The organism is Micromonospora sp. NBC_01638 (assembly GCF_045209745.1).
Taxonomy (GTDB): Bacteria; Actinomycetota; Actinomycetes; order Mycobacteriales; family Micromonosporaceae; genus Micromonospora.
In genome coordinates this window covers 633,005-647,537 of the sequence record NZ_CP109273.1, presented here as the reverse complement: position 1 = coordinate 647,537, position 14,533 = coordinate 633,005, and the positions used below count along the sequence as shown (strand labels likewise).

At 70.1% G+C, this 14,533-nt stretch carries 19 protein-coding genes; 14 read left to right on the top strand and 5 right to left on the bottom strand.

Translation table 11 applies throughout. The features are described from left to right. Window positions 1-19 precede the first annotated feature (19 nt). The 5 genes from OG811_RS02850 (at window position 20) to OG811_RS02830 (ending at window position 2,107) form a co-directional block, all read left to right on the top strand. Window positions 20-358 (top strand): Imm51 family immunity protein, encoded by a 339-nt coding sequence (locus OG811_RS02850; RefSeq protein WP_406071924.1) that lies wholly within the window; start codon window positions 20-22, stop codon window positions 356-358. Between the two features lie 328 nt (window positions 359-686). Continuing rightward, window positions 687-1,043: a hypothetical protein gene (locus OG811_RS02845; RefSeq protein ID WP_406071923.1), complete on the top strand. Its 357-nt coding sequence runs from the start codon at window positions 687-689 to the stop codon at window positions 1,041-1,043. After that, window positions 1,040-1,483: a MerR family transcriptional regulator gene (locus OG811_RS02840; RefSeq protein WP_406071921.1), complete on the top strand. Its 444-nt coding sequence runs from the start codon at window positions 1,040-1,042 to the stop codon at window positions 1,481-1,483. Before OG811_RS02845 ends, OG811_RS02840 begins: the two co-directional genes overlap by 4 nt. Further along, complete coding sequence (locus OG811_RS02835; RefSeq protein WP_406071920.1) at window positions 1,467-1,775, top strand: hypothetical protein; 309 nt, start codon at window positions 1,467-1,469, stop codon at window positions 1,773-1,775. Before OG811_RS02840 ends, OG811_RS02835 begins: the two co-directional genes overlap by 17 nt. Then, window positions 1,772-2,107, top strand: coding sequence for a YnfA family protein (locus tag OG811_RS02830; protein WP_406071918.1), 336 nt, complete (start codon window positions 1,772-1,774; stop codon window positions 2,105-2,107). Before OG811_RS02835 ends, OG811_RS02830 begins: the two co-directional genes overlap by 4 nt. Before the next feature lie 130 nt (window positions 2,108-2,237). Here the strand turns inward: OG811_RS02830 and OG811_RS02825 are convergent, their stop codons facing one another. Next, the gene (locus tag OG811_RS02825; RefSeq protein ID WP_406071916.1) at window positions 2,238-3,149 is read right to left on the bottom strand and encodes an expansin EXLX1 family cellulose-binding protein; all 912 of its coding nucleotides are present in this window, start codon (window positions 3,147-3,149) and stop codon (window positions 2,238-2,240) included. Window positions 3,150-3,335: 186 nt separating this feature from the next. Then, window positions 3,336-3,929, bottom strand: coding sequence for a TetR/AcrR family transcriptional regulator (locus OG811_RS02820; RefSeq protein ID WP_406071914.1), 594 nt, complete (start codon window positions 3,927-3,929; stop codon window positions 3,336-3,338). Between the two features lie 123 nt (window positions 3,930-4,052). On the opposite strand from OG811_RS02820, the gene OG811_RS02815 reads away from it, so the two are divergent. Then, window positions 4,053-4,889, top strand: a complete 837-nt coding sequence (locus OG811_RS02815) for an SDR family oxidoreductase (RefSeq protein WP_406071912.1) — start codon at window positions 4,053-4,055, stop codon at window positions 4,887-4,889. A 155-nt stretch (window positions 4,890-5,044) separates the two neighbouring features. After that, window positions 5,045-6,271 (top strand): epoxide hydrolase family protein, encoded by a 1,227-nt coding sequence (locus tag OG811_RS02810; RefSeq protein WP_406071911.1) that lies wholly within the window; start codon window positions 5,045-5,047, stop codon window positions 6,269-6,271. 275 nt (window positions 6,272-6,546) lie between these two features. On the opposite strand, the gene OG811_RS02805 is transcribed toward OG811_RS02810, so the two are convergent. Next, the gene (locus OG811_RS02805; protein ID WP_406071909.1) at window positions 6,547-7,137 is read right to left on the bottom strand and encodes a GrpB family protein; all 591 of its coding nucleotides are present in this window, start codon (window positions 7,135-7,137) and stop codon (window positions 6,547-6,549) included. Window positions 7,138-7,280: 143 nt separating this feature from the next. On the opposite strand from OG811_RS02805, the gene OG811_RS02800 reads away from it, so the two are divergent. Genes OG811_RS02800 through OG811_RS02790 form a run of 3 tightly spaced genes read left to right on the top strand, consistent with a single transcriptional unit; the run spans window position 7,281 to window position 9,465 of the window. Then, a complete protein-coding gene (locus tag OG811_RS02800) occupies window positions 7,281-8,153 on the top strand; it encodes a GyrI-like domain-containing protein (RefSeq protein ID WP_406071908.1) in 873 nt (290 codons plus the stop codon). Window positions 8,154-8,173: 20 nt separating this feature from the next. After that, window positions 8,174-8,506, top strand: a complete 333-nt coding sequence (locus OG811_RS02795) for a PadR family transcriptional regulator (protein ID WP_406071907.1) — start codon at window positions 8,174-8,176, stop codon at window positions 8,504-8,506. Further along, a complete protein-coding gene (locus OG811_RS02790; RefSeq protein ID WP_406071906.1) occupies window positions 8,467-9,465 on the top strand; it encodes a hypothetical protein in 999 nt (332 codons plus the stop codon). Before OG811_RS02795 ends, OG811_RS02790 begins: the two co-directional genes overlap by 40 nt. A 10-nt stretch (window positions 9,466-9,475) precedes the next feature. On the opposite strand, the gene OG811_RS02785 is transcribed toward OG811_RS02790, so the two are convergent. Then, entirely contained in the window at window positions 9,476-9,973 is a 498-nt protein-coding gene (locus tag OG811_RS02785) for an NUDIX hydrolase (protein ID WP_406071904.1), read from the bottom strand. 150 nt (window positions 9,974-10,123) lie between these two features. Between OG811_RS02785 and OG811_RS02780 the strand changes: the two genes are divergently transcribed. From OG811_RS02780 to npdG, 4 genes are all read left to right on the top strand, one after another. Beyond that, window positions 10,124-10,327, top strand: a complete 204-nt coding sequence (locus OG811_RS02780) for a hypothetical protein (RefSeq protein WP_406071903.1) — start codon at window positions 10,124-10,126, stop codon at window positions 10,325-10,327. Between the two features lie 82 nt (window positions 10,328-10,409). Beyond that, window positions 10,410-11,186 carry a histone gene (locus OG811_RS02775; protein WP_406071902.1) on the top strand — a complete coding sequence of 259 codons (777 nt, stop codon included), beginning with the start codon at window positions 10,410-10,412 and terminating at the stop codon, window positions 11,184-11,186. A gap of 93 nt (window positions 11,187-11,279) precedes the next feature. Beyond that, complete coding sequence (locus tag OG811_RS02770) at window positions 11,280-12,710, top strand: RNB domain-containing ribonuclease (RefSeq protein WP_406071900.1); 1,431 nt, start codon at window positions 11,280-11,282, stop codon at window positions 12,708-12,710. A gap of 109 nt (window positions 12,711-12,819) precedes the next feature. Further along, window positions 12,820-13,518, top strand: coding sequence for an NADPH-dependent F420 reductase (gene npdG / locus OG811_RS02765; protein WP_406071899.1), 699 nt, complete (start codon window positions 12,820-12,822; stop codon window positions 13,516-13,518). Window positions 13,519-13,626: 108 nt separating this feature from the next. On the opposite strand, the gene panB is transcribed toward npdG, so the two are convergent. Continuing rightward, complete coding sequence (gene panB, locus OG811_RS02760) at window positions 13,627-14,472, bottom strand: 3-methyl-2-oxobutanoate hydroxymethyltransferase (protein ID WP_406071897.1); 846 nt, start codon at window positions 14,470-14,472, stop codon at window positions 13,627-13,629. Window positions 14,473-14,533: the final 61 nt, after the last annotated feature.

The window sequence follows — 14,533 nt, the reverse complement described above, 5'->3', positions numbered from 1 at the left end:
CGGCTGCCATTCTTCCCCGATGACCTTGCTTCTCATGATCGAGACTACGCCCGGTGAGTATTCTTTGCTGCTGAACGCAGGGACAACGCCGGTTGACGACCTGGTCGAAGAACTCGGTCACGAGCCCAACGGGTACTTCTGGGAAGGCGTGGCGCAGGTTCTCGTCAGCAGTGAGGCTCAGTCGCTCAATGGTCGATTCGTCTATGCCTCCGAGGGCGGCACGTTCTGCGCCCACGGCACCGACCGAGGGGCGCTGGAAGAGTTGGAAGCGCGGATGAACGCGGTCGCCACCGACGGCGAACGCATGCGGCGGCTGATCAGGGACGCCGAGGCGAGCGGCTTCGAGTTCGACGACTGAGAGTCAAGAGAGCCGGGCCTGACCCGCCCCCGCACAGCCCGGACGCCCTGGCGACGCCCTGAGCGGGTGCCAGAGGAACGAAACCCCTGCTCAGGGCGCGTCGCACGTTCATAATCCGGCGTACAGGTCGACTCGTCCGTCGCCCACCAGCTCTACAGGTGCTGGGGCATTGCCTGGCAGGTCCCCGACTGGGTGACCTGCGCAAACATCGTCGCCACTGGTCGTCGGTGTCGGCGTTGTCCGACCTCTGGCGGCCTGGCGAGGGCCTGGAAGATTCTTCTGATGCGGCTTGCATCCGATACCTAGGTACAGGCTTACCGTTGGGGGTATGAGTGATCGACGCGCCACGACGGATGACTCCTGGGTTCCCGATGCGTGCACCCTGCCGACGGCCGAAAAGCCGCTGCGCCTCGCCGAGTTCGATCAGCTTTTCCGCGCTGCGGTCCGGAGTGCCGACCGGCTGTCGCCGCAGCATCTGCGGTTGCAGCTCGACGGCGCGGAGCAGGTGGAGGAGACGGCGCGGGATCTGACGGCCCGCGAATCGTCTTGCTGCTCGTTCTTGGCATTCGACATCGCGCGACCTGGCCCGGAGTCGCTGACGCTGGACATACGGGTACCAGCGGCACACGTCGACGTGCTCGATGCCCTCGCCGAGCGAGCGACATCGGTTCAGGTCCAAACATGACCGGAACGGGGCTGCGCAGCGGCCAGCTCGCCGATGCGGCCGGGGTCAACCTGCAAACCCTGCGCTACTACGAACGCCGGGGACTGCTCACCGCACCGCAGCGGTCGCCGGGCGGACATCGGCTCTACCCGACCGACACGATCACCCTGCTGCGGATCATCAAGACCGCGCAGCGTCTCGGCTTCACTCTCAACGAGGTCGCCGACCTGCTCGACGCCGGCCGACACCAGCACACTCGACCCGACACCGGTCTCCAGGCACAGGCCAAGGAAAAGCTGGTCGAGGTGGAGCAGAAGTTGGCCGACCTGATCGTCATCCGTGACACCCTGAACGCCGCCATCTCGGCCGGCTGCGACGACCTGGTCGCGTGTGCCGGCAACTCCTGCTGCCCCCTGCCGTTTGCTGAACTCATTAGGAGCGACCGTGCCGACACCTGCTAACCGACTACGCCGCCTGCTCCCCTCCGGCATGACCGGACTCGCAGGTGTCGCCTGCGTCGCCTGCTGCCTCCTGCCGCCGCTGCTCGCCGCCGGAATCCTCGGCGGTGCTGGCTGGGCGGCAGCCAACCGTTTCATGCCCGGTGTCGCCGTCGCCCTGGCCGTATTCGCCGGGCTGTCCTGGTGGTGGACCAACAGCCGCCGCCACACCACCGGCTGCGCCGGAGGCAACTGCTCCTGCGGACAGGATGACCAGCACAACCGTGAGAAGGTCACGATACGGTCCGGCGCATGACGGTTGCCCGCTCGATCCTGCTGTTCATTCTCGCCGCGATCGCCGAGATCGGCGGCGCATGGCTGGTGTGGCAAGGCTGGCGGGAACACCGAGGACTGCTGTGGATCGCGGCCGGAGTCATCGCACTCGGGCTCTATGGCTTCGCCGCCACCTTCCAACCCGACCCGAACTTCGGGCGCATCCTCGCCGCCTACGGCGGAATCTTCGTCGCAGGCTCCCTCGCCTGGGGCGTGGTCGTCGACAAGTTCCGCCCCGACCGTTACGACATCACCGGCGCCGCCATCTGCCTCGTCGGCGTCGCCATCATCATGTACGCCCCACGCAGCAGTTAGCAGTAACTTGCCCGCTGCCGGCAGCGGATTACCGAGGTGCCTACCGCGCTGCTGCGGAGTCTGCTCACGTCCTCCCTCAGTCGCCGCCGCTGAGTTCCGTGCCGGTTCACTCGCCGTGACCACGGCTGGGTCAGCAGCGGGAGGCCCCGGGCGGGGCGGCGCCGGCGAGGGCTTCGACGGTGGTCGCCGGGGCGACCGACTCCGCCGGGGTCGGCGAGGGCGCGGTGGTGGGGGTCGGCTGGGCCGGGGGCGAGCTGCTGGGCGAAGGGGCGGCGAGGGAGGCCGTGCTGCGTTGGACCTGCTTCGCGACCATCCGGATGTTGGTGGCGGTTGCCTGTCGCCCGTACACATCGGTGACCTTGATGTTGTAGGGCCCGGGGCCGAGCCCGCCCTCGACGATCCAGTAGTTGTCGCTCTGGCGGGCCGCCTTGCGGAAGCCGCCACCCGGCCCCGTCGCCTCGACCGAGCGGAGCGGGTTGCCGTGGTTGCCGACCTGCACCGCGAACCAGTATTTCGAGGCGCCACCCTTCATCCGGAAGGTCAGCCCGCCGTCGAGCGGCGGGTTCACCACCGCCCGGTACGTCACGGATGCGATGCCCTGCGACCGGTCGGCGATTCTGGTGAACGCCTCGGTGGAAAGGTCGATCTTGCTGGTTCCGCAACCGCCGCACTGGTCCATCACCATGACCCGGACCTTGCCCTTCGGGCCGCTCACCTCCAGGTAGCTGCCGCAGGCCGCGGCCCCGGAGTATGCCGACGCGCCGAGGGCCACGTAGAGCCGGTCCGCCGGCGGGCCCGGGAAGGAGCAGTTGCCGCCCGAGCGGCCCGCGTCGTAGAAGCTGGCCTTTACCTTGTGGACGGCGTTGCCGGTCGGCGGCGCGGCGCAGGCCGGGGCAGCGCCGGAACGTACGGCGAGGGTGATGCCGAGGACGGCGGCCAGGGCGGTGACCCCGGCGCCGGCCAGCCAGTGTCTGACCCGCCGACGCGACCGGAGTGTGCCGAGCGGGGTGTCGTTGTTGCGGGCCGAGTCTGGTGCCGTCACGGCGCCTGATGTTGCCGCAGTGTGCTGCGGCAGCGCAAAATCGTCGAGCAAACCGTCACTTGCCGCACCGGTGGGGTAGCAGTCCGTTCAGGGCGGTGGGGGCGCCCACTCGGCTTCAAGGAAGGCGGGGTGTCCTGTGGCCCGGGATGGACCGGTTTCAAGGAAGCCGAGTGGATCAGTCGGTTGTCATGGGCGGGGGCGCAACCCGTCGAGGGCCGTGGTGACGACGAGGTCGGCGTACTCGGCGGTGAGCGGTCCGCTGCGCTGCAGCCATCGGCTGAACAACGGTCCCCAGATGAGGTCCACCGCCACGTCGAGGTCGATGTCGTCGGCGAGTTGCCCGGCCTTTTGGGCGCTGCGCAGGCGCTGCCGTTTGGCCTCCTTCAGCGGCCCGTCCAGGCGTTCGGCGTAGGCGGCCGCCAGCTCGGGGTCGAGCGCGATCTCGGTGGCCAGGGCGCGCATCGGTTGCTCGTACCGGGGATCGTTCATCTCCTCGACCGTGGCGCGGAGCACCAGGGTGAGGTCGGCTGCCAGGTCGCCGGTGTCCGGCAAGGTCGGCGGCCCACCCTCGGCGGCCTCGCTGAGCATGAGGAACGCGTCGAAGATGACCGCGCCCTTGGACGGCCACCAGCGGTAGATGGTCTGTTTGCCGACGCCGGCGCGCGCGGCGATGCCCTCGATGCTGACCTTCGCGTACCCGATCTCCTGGAGCAGGTCGAAGGCCGCGGTCAGGATGGCGCGCCGGGAGGTCTCTCTCCGGCGGGCCGTGTTGGGGGTCATGGGGCCCCACGATATCAGTGACGAGACGAACCGTCTCGTCTTGACGGCTGGGACAGCGCGGCCTAATCTCTCCTCGAAGACGAGACGGACCGTCTCGTCTCGCTAAAGGGATGGAGATCCGACATGCGTGCCTGGTTCATCACCGGCGCCAGCCGCGGCCTGGGCCGCGCCTTCACCGACGCGGCGCTCGACCGTGGGGACCGGGTGGTCGCCGCCGCCCGGACCATCGCCCGGGACGACTTCGACGAGCGGCACGGCGACCGGCTGCTGGCGCTGACCCTCGACGTGACCGACCGGGCTGCGGTATTCGCCGCCGTGGCCACCGCCGTCGAGCACTTCGGACGGCTCGACATCGTCGTCAACAACGCAGGGACCCTGTCCATGGGAATGGTCGAAGAGTTCACCGAGGCGGAGGCGCGAGCCCAGTTCGAGGTGAACCTCTTCGGCGCGCTGTGGGTGAGTCAGGCGGTGCTGCCGCATCTGCGGGCCCAACGATCCGGCCACATCGTGCAGGTGTCCAGCATCGCCGCGCTCGGCGGCTTTCCGAGCACCGGCATGTACAGCGCGAGCAAATTCGCCCTGGAAGGCATGAGTGAGGCGTTGGCAATGGAGGCGGCGGCCTTCGACATCAAGCTCAGCATCGTGCAGCCGGGCGGTTACTGGACCGACCTCTACACCAGTTTGAGCGCCACCACTCCGATGGAGGCGTACGCGCCGCTGCGCGCTGAACTGGAACGACAGTGGGCTGAGGGTTCGATCGACAGCGAGCCCCGGCTGGCCGCCGAGGCGTTGCTGCGCCTGGTCGACAGCGACGACCCGCCGCTGCGGCTCCTGCTCGGGAGCATGGTGTACGACCTGGCGTTCGACATCTCCCGTCGGCGGATGGACACCTGGGCGGGCTGGGAGCAGGTCAGCCGAGCCGCCGAGCACGCGGTAGCCGCCCCCGGGCAGGACCAGTGAGGGACTGCTCGTATGGCCACGAGCGCGGGGTACGGCGTTCTAGGCTCCGAGATATGGGCGGCGTGCCCATCGTGAATTGGCACATAAGCCCGGGCAGTGCCCTCATCCCATGATTCCCCTCGCGAGGCGCAAACTCAGACGGAGAGGAAGCCCGCATGGCTGTCAAGACCAAAGCACGTCCCGGCACGACGGAGATTCGACCGTTCACGGTGGAAATCCCTCAGGCTGACCTTGATGACCTGCGCCGGCGCATCGCGGCCACGCGTTGGCCGGAAAAGGAAACCGTTGACGACCAGTCGCAGGGCGTGCCACTCGCGACGATTCAGGCCGTCGCCCGCTATTGGGAGAACGAGTACGACTGGCGCAAGGTCGAGGCGCGACTGAACGCCGTACCGCAGTTCATGACCACCATCGACGGGGTGGACATCCACTTCATTGAGGTGCGCTCGAAGCACGAGGACGCGCTGCCGCTCATCGTCACCCACGGGTGGCCCGGGTCGGTCATCGAGCAGATGAAGATCATCGAGCCGCTCACCGACCCCACCGCCCACGGCGGGAGCGCGTCGGACGCCTTCCACCTGGTGATCCCATCGCTGCCGGGCCACGGCTTCTCCGGCAAGCCGACGACGTCGGGGTGGAACCCGCAGAAGATCGCAACCGCCTGGACCGAGCTGATGAAGCGTCTCGGCTACTCGCGGTTCGTCGCCCAGGGCGGCGACTGGGGTGCGGTCATCGTGGACCAGATGGGCATCCAGGCCCCTCCGGAACTGCTCGGCATCCACACCAACATGCCTGGTGCGGTCCCACCCGAGATCGACCTGTTGTTCCAGGGCGACACCACCGGCGCGAACAACGCCATGGGCTCGCTGCCCTCCGGTCTCTCCGACGACGAAATGCGTGCCGCCGAGGAAGTCAACTACGTCTGGAAGCACGTCGCGTACGCCCTCATGATGGCGACGCGTCCGCAGACGCTGACCGGGCTGGCGGACTCTCCGGTCGGCCTGGCGTCCTTCCTGCTCGACCATGACGCGAAAAGTCTGGCCCTGATCGCGCAGGTCTTCGGCGGAGCGACCGCAGGTCTCACCCGGGACGACATCCTGGACAACATCTCGCTATACTGGCTGACGAATACCGCGATTTCCGCGTCCCGTCTGTATGCGGAGAACAAGCTCTCGTTCTTCGCCACCAAGGGCGTGAACGTCCCGGTCGCCGTGAGCGTTTTTCCCGACGAGCTCTACGAGGCGCCACAGAGTTGGGCGGAGCAGGCGTACCCCAACCTCATCTACTACAACAAGCTCGACAAGGGCGGGCACTTCGCGGCCTGGGAGCAGCCGAAAATCTTCACCGAAGAGCTTCGCACCGCCTTCCGGTCGCTTCGCTAGATGGCCGTGCACCTGCCCCCGCTCGACGGGGCGACCGAGTGGCTCAACTCCGGGCCACTCGGCCCCACCGACCTGCGCGGCCGCGTCGCGGTCAGGGTCGGCGGTAACTGGGCATCCGGTGACCGGCTGGCAGACCTGCAGCCACTGCCTACCGCCGAATCTTGGACAGTTTCCGTCAGCTCGTAACGGAAACTGTCCAAGATCTGCGCGTGACCGCCGGTGGCGGGAGGTCATCGGGGGGCGGGCGGGGGCAAGTTGAACCGGCGCGTCGTCTCTCAGGTGGCGAAGATGCGCGCGTAGATGTCGTCGATGACGTCGTTCTTCGCCAGGCTGTAGGCGCGGGGCCGGTGCGCGGTGTCACGCGCGAGGCGTCGTTTGGTCGCGGCGTACAGCTCCCGGTCTTCCGGATGCGAGCGCAGCCAGTCGCGGAAGAGCCGGTGCCGCACGGGTTCCGGCGCGGCCTGCGGCCAGACGTGCAGGTTGACGTCCTCGGCGAGGCTGAGAAGCATCCGGTGCCCGTGCCACCAGGGCTCCCGGAGGACGAGTCGGTACCCGAGCCCTTCCAGGGCGGGAAGATACGTGGACTCCTCCGCTGTGTCCCCGATGATGATGTCGATATCGATGATGGGCTTGGCCGCCAGCCCTGGCACCGCGGTGGACCCGACGTGTTCCACACCGATAATCAGGGCACCCAACGCCTCGGTGAGCGACGCGCGGACGGCGGCGAACCGTTGCGCCCAGGTCGGGTCGTACTCCTCGATGACGACGGACCCCCACGTCCGTGGCGGCTCACCCACCAGGCCGGCGTCGACCTGTTCGGGGGTGCCGTGGAAGCGTTGCACGACGTCCTGCGGATACTCGGCCACGTCAACCTCCTCAAGAAGCAAAGTCCGCCAGGCTACGACACGACGATCGGTGCCGGCCCACCCGACCGATGCGGGCATCGCATGTCGGGTGCGCCACCGGCCCCGCCGCCTAGCGTGACTGCTCAGAAGGGAAGGAGGCCCGGGTGCTGGAGCGGCTCAACGAAGCCATGGCGTACATCGAGCGGCACCTCGACCAGCGGATCGAGGTCGCTGAGCTGGCGCGGATCGCGCTGACGTCGGAATACCACTTCCGGCGGCTGTTCTCCGCGCTGGCCGGCGTCCCGCTGTCGGAGTACATCCGACGGCGCCGGCTGACCGTCGCTGGCGCGGACGTGCTGGCGGGGGAGCGGACGTTGCTCGACGTCGCGGTGCACTACGGCTACGGGTCGGCGGAGGCGTTCGCCCGGGCGTTCCACGCCGTGCACGGCGTGGGGCCCGGAGAGGCCCGGCGTACGGGGGCAGCGCTGCGCGCCCAGCCCCGGATGTCCTTCCGACTCACCGTCGAAGGGAGCGGCAGCATGGAGTACCGAATCGTCAGCAAGGACGCGTTCACGCTGGTGGGGCGCAAGGCCCGGGTCCCGCTGGTGCACGAGGGGATGAACCCGGCGATCGTGGCGTTCATTCACAGCATCGGCAAGGAGACGACCGGGCGGATCGAGGCGCTCTCCGATCAGGAGCCGGCCGGGATCGTCAACGTCAGCGACAACCTCGCCGACAGCCGGGAGGAGGGCACCGAGCTGGACTACTGGCACGGGGTGGTGACCAGCGCAGCCCCGCCGGAGGACCTGGACGCGCTGCCGGTGCAGGGCGGGACGTGGGCGGTGTTCACCACCTCCGGTGCGTTCCCGCAGGCGGTGCAGTACCTGTGGCGCGACGTGTTCACCCAGTGGTTTCCGTCCAACCCGTACCGCAGCCGACCGGGACCGGAGATTTCCCGGGTCCGGGTGTCCGCGGACGGCACGGAGGCGGACGCCGAGCTGTGGATCCCCGTCGAACGGGTACCCACCCCTATGTAGTGTTCCGATACAGTGGCCGGATGCGGATGACCATTCCGGTCGCGAAGGTGCTCGCGGCGCTGCTCGCCGAACCCGACGCGCAGCGCTACGGGCTGGACCTGATGCGTTTGACGGGCCTACCCAGCGGGACCCTCTATCCGGTGCTGCACCGGCTGAGGGGGGCCGGCTGGCTGGCCGCCGACTGGGAGGCGATCGACCCCGTCGCGGCCGGCCGGCCGGCCCGCCGCTACTACCGGCTCACGGCCGTTGGGGTGGCGCAGGCCCGCCGGGCACTCGCCGAGCTGCGTGCCGCCATCCCCGACGGTCGTCCCTCGTGGGGCGGCACCGAGCCCACCGGGGCGCCAGCATGGTGACCCGCCGGGCCGCCGAGTTGCTGCTGGAGATGGCCGCGCGCCGCTGGCCGGCCGACGTCCGCGACGACCTGCGCCGCGAGTGGGCCGCCGAGTTGCACGTGCTCGCCGAGAGCGAGAGCCGAACGAAGATGCTCGGCTTCGCGGTGAGCCTCGCCGTCAGCCGGGCCGGCACCCCGCTCGTCGACCGCAGGCTGATGCATCAGCGGGCTCGCCGCACCGCGGCTGCGCTGCTGCTGTCTCCGATCGCCTGCGTCGGAATCGTGGTCGAAGGCGCGGCCGCCCTGTTCCGGATTCAGGTCTGGCAGATGGGAGCGCACTGGTCGGACCAGACGCTCACGCTGCTCTGGACGACGATCACCGTCGCGTTGGCGGTGCTGCTGGCGGTGCTTGCCGCCCGATGGGCCCGGCACAGCGCACTCGACGGTCCGCTGCGCATCGCGCTCGGCGTGGTGCTCCCCATCGGTGCGGTCGCGATTCCGCTCCTGTACGTCATCTACCCGGAAGACCTGCCCCGCGCCGTACCCGGTCTGCTGCTCTGGTTGGCCGGCCTGACGCTGGCGCTCTGGGCCGCGGCGAGCCTCGCCGCCCGCAACCGACTCCGCGCGGCCTGGTGGGTGGGCGTCCTCGGCGCGCTCGCCGCCGCCGACCTCGCGATGATTCTCGCCGTCTTCGACGCTGCTTCGGCAGGCATCGGCGCTGGCCCGGTCGCCGGTGCGACAGACATGGACAACGTCGACCGCATCTCCGCGCCGCTGTGGCTCTTCGTCGCCTGGACGGACTGGAACATCGGCCTACCCCGGCCCACCATCTCCTGGGGGATCTTCGAGATCATCACCAACCATGTGGCGATGGAACCCATGCTCTACCTGGCGTTCATGCCCTACGCCCTCGCGTACGCCATCCGGGCGGGCCGGTCCACGCCCGCCGCACCGGTCGCCCACGCACCAACTCCGATCTGATCCGCGCGGCTCAGTCGGGCACGTCGTCCCACGTCGTGCCCGGCTCCAGATAGCCGGCCACCTGGTTCTCGCGCAGCGCGTAGGCGAGGACCAGCAGAGCGTGCTTGTCCAACTCGGGCAGCCGGTCCAACGGGAACCACCCCACGGCCAACGACTCGTCGTCGTTGACCCGGGCGGTGCCGGCCACCAGTCGGCACAGGAAACCCAGGTTGAGGTATTCGCAGCGGTCCCCATTTGGGTAGGTGTGCGGGTGCGAGACGGCGCTGGACATCCGCACCGGCGCGACGTCCAGGCCCGTCTCCTCGTGGACCTCGCGGACCAGCGCGGTGGCCGGCTGCTCGCCAGGCTCGACGAAACCGCTAATCACCGACCAGCGCCCGTCGTCGGCACGCTGACCGAGCAGCAGCTCCCCGGCGTCGTTGCGGACCACCGCGCTGACGCTGGGCAGCCACAGCAGGTCGTGGCCGACGTGTTTGCGCATTCCCGCGATGTAGTCCGGTATCGCCATCCGGCGATCATAGGCCGCCGCCAGCGAGACTGACCTGCACCTCTTTCGGTGTTCCGGCCCGTCGCGCGGCATGCATATCTACTGTGGAGAGGGTCGGTGACTTGTGCGATCCGGTGGCGGCCGGTCGGTTCGCGGTGCACAGTGATTCCCATGAGCGACAGCGGACGTAGTGGGCAGTTCTACTGGTGCACCAGGCATCACCGGGTCGAGACGGAAGCCAACGTGTGCCCGGCGAAGCACGTTCTCGGCCCGTACGACTCGGCGGCCGACGCGGAAAACGCCCTGCAGCGTGTGCAGGAGCGGAACGAGGCGTGGGATGCCGAGGACGCTCGTTGGGCCGGGGAGGACAAGTAGGCGGCGCGGGACGGCCCGCGCCGAGGTATTTCGTGCTCCGCGAGGACGCACGCGAGAGCACGTCCCCAAGGAGGGAACCACGATGGCCGAGACCCAGCAGGCCACCACCCGCCCGGCCGCCCGGCGCACCACCGCGAAGAAGACCGCTGCGGCGGAGCGGAACACTGCGGCGAGCCGGACCACCCCCGTCCGCAAGTCCACCGCGGCTGCGGCTGCGGCTGCGGCGAAGGCCCCGGCCAGGAAGGCCGCCGGCGGCGCGGGGCGTGCCCCGGCCAAGAAGACCACCACGGCGGCCACGAAGGCCCCCGCGAAGAAGGCGATGACCAAGGCCACGACCAAGGCGTCCACCGCGGCCAAGAAGGCGCCGGCGAAGACCTCGACCGCCACCCGCAAGACGACCACCGCCGCTAAGCGGACCCCGGCGTCTGCGGCGAGTAAGACCACCGCCGCCGCGAAGAAGACCACCGGTACGGCGAAAAAGACAGTGAGCGCGCCCAGGAAGACCACCACCTCGGCGGCGAAGAAGACCACTGCCGCAGCGAAGGCGCCAGCGCGCAAGACCGCGACCAGGACGTCCCCCGTCAAGAAGACAGCGGTGAAGAAGACGGCCGCCAAGAAGGCACCGGCCAAGAAGGCACCGGCCAAGAAGACGACCGCCAAGAAGGCACCGGCCAAGAAGACGACGGCGAAGAAGGCCCCGGCGAAGACGACGGCGAAGAAGACGACGGCGAAGAAGACCGTCGCGGCCAAGGCCCCGGCCCGCAAGGTGACCGCCCGCAAGTCGCCGGCCCGCCCGGCCGCCGCACGAGCCACCGCCCCCCGGGGCTCGCGCAGTACCGCTCGAAAGGCGACCGGCTGAGAGGGCGGGTCACGCTGGCCCGTTGGTGGGTCGGGCGGATTTCTCGGCCGGTCACCGGAAGCGGATCACCCGCGGCACTGTCAGGATTGACCCGTGGTCATCCGACGCGTACTCGCGCCCCGCATCGACTTCGGCGCCCTGCGCCGCGAGCTCGGCCTGTCCGAGGACTTTTCGGCCGACGCCCAGCGTGAGGCCGACGAAGCGGCTGCGGCACCGCCGCAGCCGCCCGTCGACCGCACCGACGTACCGTTCGTCACGGTTGACCCGGCCAGCTCCCGCGACCTGGACCAGGCGATGCACCTGGCCCGCAGCCCAGGTGGGGGCTACCGGGTGCGATACGCGATCGCCGACGTCGCGGCACACGTGACTCCGGGCGGCGCGCTGGAGGCGGAGACCTGGCGGCGAGGGCAGACCATCTACCTGCCCGACGGGAACGTGCCGCTGCATCCCCGGACGCTCAGCGAGGGTGCGGCCAGCCTGCTCCCCGACGACGACCGGGCCGCGGTGATCTGGACCATCGACCTGGACGCCGACGGCGGCATCGTGGCCGTCGAGCTGGAACGCGCCCTGGTCCGCAGCCGGGCCAAACTCGACTACACCGGGGTGCAGGCGGCAGCCGACGCCGGGCGGCTACCCGACCCGATCGCGCTACTGCCCGAGCTCGGTGACCGGCTGACTGCCCGAGGGTTGCGGCGCGGCGCCATCAACCTGCCGCTCCCCGAGCAGGATCTGGAGCCCGACGGCGAGGGCTGGCGGCTGGTGCTGCGCGCGCCGGTGCCGATGGAGGAACACAACGCCCAGATCTCCCTGCTGACCGGGATGGCCGCCGCCGACATCATGCTGGCCGGTGGGATTGGCGTGCTGCGCACCATGCCGGCGCCGAAACCGGAGGCGGTGCAGCGACTACGGGCCGCCGCCGCGCCGCTGGGCGTGCACTGGCCCGACGATGTCGGCCCGGGTCAGGTGGTCGCCGGGTTGGACGCCGCCCAGCCGCGCGCCGCCGCGTTCATCGACCAGGCCGCCGAGCTGATGCGCGGCGCCGCGTACACCGCCTTCGACGGGACGACGCCGGAGCAACCGGAGCACGGTGGCGTGGCGGCCGCGTACGCCCACGTCACGGCGCCGTTGCGGCGCCTGGCCGACCGGTACGCCACCGAGGTCTGCCTGGCCCTGTACGCGGGCCGGCCGGTGCCCGACTGGGCCCGCTCCGCGCTGCCCCGGCTGCCCGAGGTGATGGCGAGCACCGACCGGACCGCCTCGGCTGCCGCCCGGGGTGCCGTCGAGCTGGCCGAGGCGGTGCTGCTGGCGGATCGGGTGGGCGAGACCTTCGACGCGGCCGTGCTCGACGTCGACGCCCCGCCCAACGGCCGAGCCCGCACCCGACCGCCCGGCGGCACGGTCGCGCTGGACGCCCCGCCGGTACGCGGCCGCTGCCTCGGCCAACTCCCGCTCGGCGAACGGGTCCGGGTCCGACTCGTCACCGCCGACCCGACCGCCCGCACGGTCCTGTTCGAGCTGGCCTGACCCAACGCCCGGCTCCTCGCCCGGCGCAGGCGCGGTCAGCCGGCGGCAGCGGGGATTGTCACAGCGCTCGGCGCTGCAGTCGGGCCGGGCGGTTTGCGAGGATGAACCCATGGCATACGACGCGAGCACGCTGCCCGACGTGTCCGGGCTGACGGTTGGCATCATCGGTGGCACCGGCGACCAGGGGCGGGGCCTCGCCTACCGGTTCGCGAGGGCCGGGCAGACGGTGCTGATCGGCTCCCGGTCCGCTGAGCGGGCCGCCGAGTCCGCGGCTGAGATCGCCGCCCTGCCCGGGGTGCCGGCCGACGGCAGCATCACCGGTGCGGCCAACGATGAGGTGGCCCGACGGAGCGACGTGGTGATCATCGCGGTGCCGTGGGACGGGCACGCCGCCACCGTCGCCGCTCTCGCCGAGCCGCTCGCCGGCCGGATCGTCGTCGATTGCGTCAACCCGCTCGGCTTCGACAAGCAGGGCCCGTACGCGCTGACCGTCGCCGAGGGCAGCGCCGTGCAGCAGGCCGCCGCGTTGCTGCCCAACTCCCGGGTCTGCGCGGCGTTCAACCACGTCAGTGCCCCGCTGCTGGCCGACCCCGAAGTCGATCGGATCGACCTGGACGTGCTGATCTGCACCGAGGACCGCGAGGTGGTCGACGTGGTAGGCGCGCTCGCCGCCCGGATCCCCGGAATGCGCGGCATCTACGCCGGCCGGCTGCGCAACGCCCACCAGATCGAGGCGTTCACCGCCAACCTGATCGCCATCAACAAGCGCTACAAGGCACACGCCGGCATCCGCGTCACTGACCTCTGACGAGGTCCCGAGCGGCGTGATCGACTCCGGTTCGTTGATATCGGGGTGTCCCGTTGCCAGGGATACCCCGATATTGGCAAAACCGAGTCGATCACGCCGCTGTCCGCGCTAGAAAGTGTGCTCGGCGGCCGGGAAATCGCCGCCTCGGACCTCGTCGGCGAAACGACGGGTGGCGTCGGTGAGGGCGCCGGCCAGGTCCGCGTACCGCTTGACGAAGCGTGGCGCCTTGCCGGTACGCAAGCCGGCCATGTCCTGCCAGACCAACACCTGCGCGTCGGTGTCCGGGCCGGCGCCGATGCCCACCGTAGGGATCGGCAGTTCGTGGGTGATCCGCTTGGCCACCTCGCCGGGCACCATTTCCAGCACCACCGCGAACGCGCCCGCCTCCGTCACCGCCCGTGCGTCGGCGAGCACCTCGTCGGCCGTGTCGCCCCGGCCCTGCACGCGGTAGCCGCCCAGGGTGTGCTCGCTCTGCGGGGTGAATCCGATGTGCGCCATGACCGGAATGCCGGCGGCGACGATCGCGGCGATCTGCGCGGCGCAGCGGCGGCCGCCCTCCAGCTTCACCGCGTGGCAGCCGCCCTCCTTCATGAACCGGACGGCGGTGCGCAGCGCCTGGGTCGGGCCCTCCTCGTACGAGCCGAACGGCAGGTCACCGACCACCAGCGCCTGCCGGGTCGCCCGCACCACGGCCCGCGCCAGCGGGAGCAACTCCTCGACGGTTACCGGCAGGGTCGTCTCGTAGCCGAACACGTTGTTCGCGGCCGAGTCGCCGACCAGCAGCACCGGGACGCCGGCCTGGTCGAAGATCGACGCCGTGTACTGGTCGTACGAGGTGAGCATCGGCCACCGTTCGCCGCGCTCCTTGGCGGCGATCAGGTCGCGGGTGCGGACCCGTCGGGTGGCCGGGCCGCCGTACAGGGCGGTCACCTCGTTCGGAGTGGACTCCACCATCTCTGTCTCCCTTCCTCGAGGCCGCCTGCGCGGTCCCCGGGTTCCGTCGCGATCGTCGCAC

Bases quoted from the DNA above. Each gene is read 5' to 3' on its own strand.
- OG811_RS02850 (WP_406071924.1), top strand. From the start codon at position 20: ATGACCTTGCTTCTCATGATCGAGACTACGCCCGGTGAGTATTCTTTG.
- OG811_RS02845 (WP_406071923.1), top strand. From the start codon at position 687: ATGAGTGATCGACGCGCCACGACGGATGACTCCTGGGTTCCCGATGCG.
- OG811_RS02840 (WP_406071921.1), top strand. From the start codon at position 1,040: ATGACCGGAACGGGGCTGCGCAGCGGCCAGCTCGCCGATGCGGCCGGG.
- OG811_RS02830 (WP_406071918.1), top strand. From the start codon at position 1,772: ATGACGGTTGCCCGCTCGATCCTGCTGTTCATTCTCGCCGCGATCGCC.
- OG811_RS02820 (WP_406071914.1), bottom strand. From the start codon at position 3,929: ATGACCCCCAACACGGCCCGCCGGAGAGAGACCTCCCGGCGCGCCATC.
- OG811_RS02815 (WP_406071912.1), top strand. From the start codon at position 4,053: ATGCGTGCCTGGTTCATCACCGGCGCCAGCCGCGGCCTGGGCCGCGCC.
- OG811_RS02810 (WP_406071911.1), top strand. From the start codon at position 5,045: ATGGCTGTCAAGACCAAAGCACGTCCCGGCACGACGGAGATTCGACCG.
- OG811_RS02795 (WP_406071907.1), top strand. From the start codon at position 8,174: ATGCGGATGACCATTCCGGTCGCGAAGGTGCTCGCGGCGCTGCTCGCC.
- OG811_RS02785 (WP_406071904.1), bottom strand. From the start codon at position 9,973: ATGGCGATACCGGACTACATCGCGGGAATGCGCAAACACGTCGGCCAC.
- OG811_RS02780 (WP_406071903.1), top strand. From the start codon at position 10,124: ATGAGCGACAGCGGACGTAGTGGGCAGTTCTACTGGTGCACCAGGCAT.
- OG811_RS02775 (WP_406071902.1), top strand. From the start codon at position 10,410: ATGGCCGAGACCCAGCAGGCCACCACCCGCCCGGCCGCCCGGCGCACC.
- npdG (WP_406071899.1), top strand. From the start codon at position 12,820: ATGGCATACGACGCGAGCACGCTGCCCGACGTGTCCGGGCTGACGGTT.
- panB (WP_406071897.1), bottom strand. From the start codon at position 14,472: ATGGTGGAGTCCACTCCGAACGAGGTGACCGCCCTGTACGGCGGCCCG.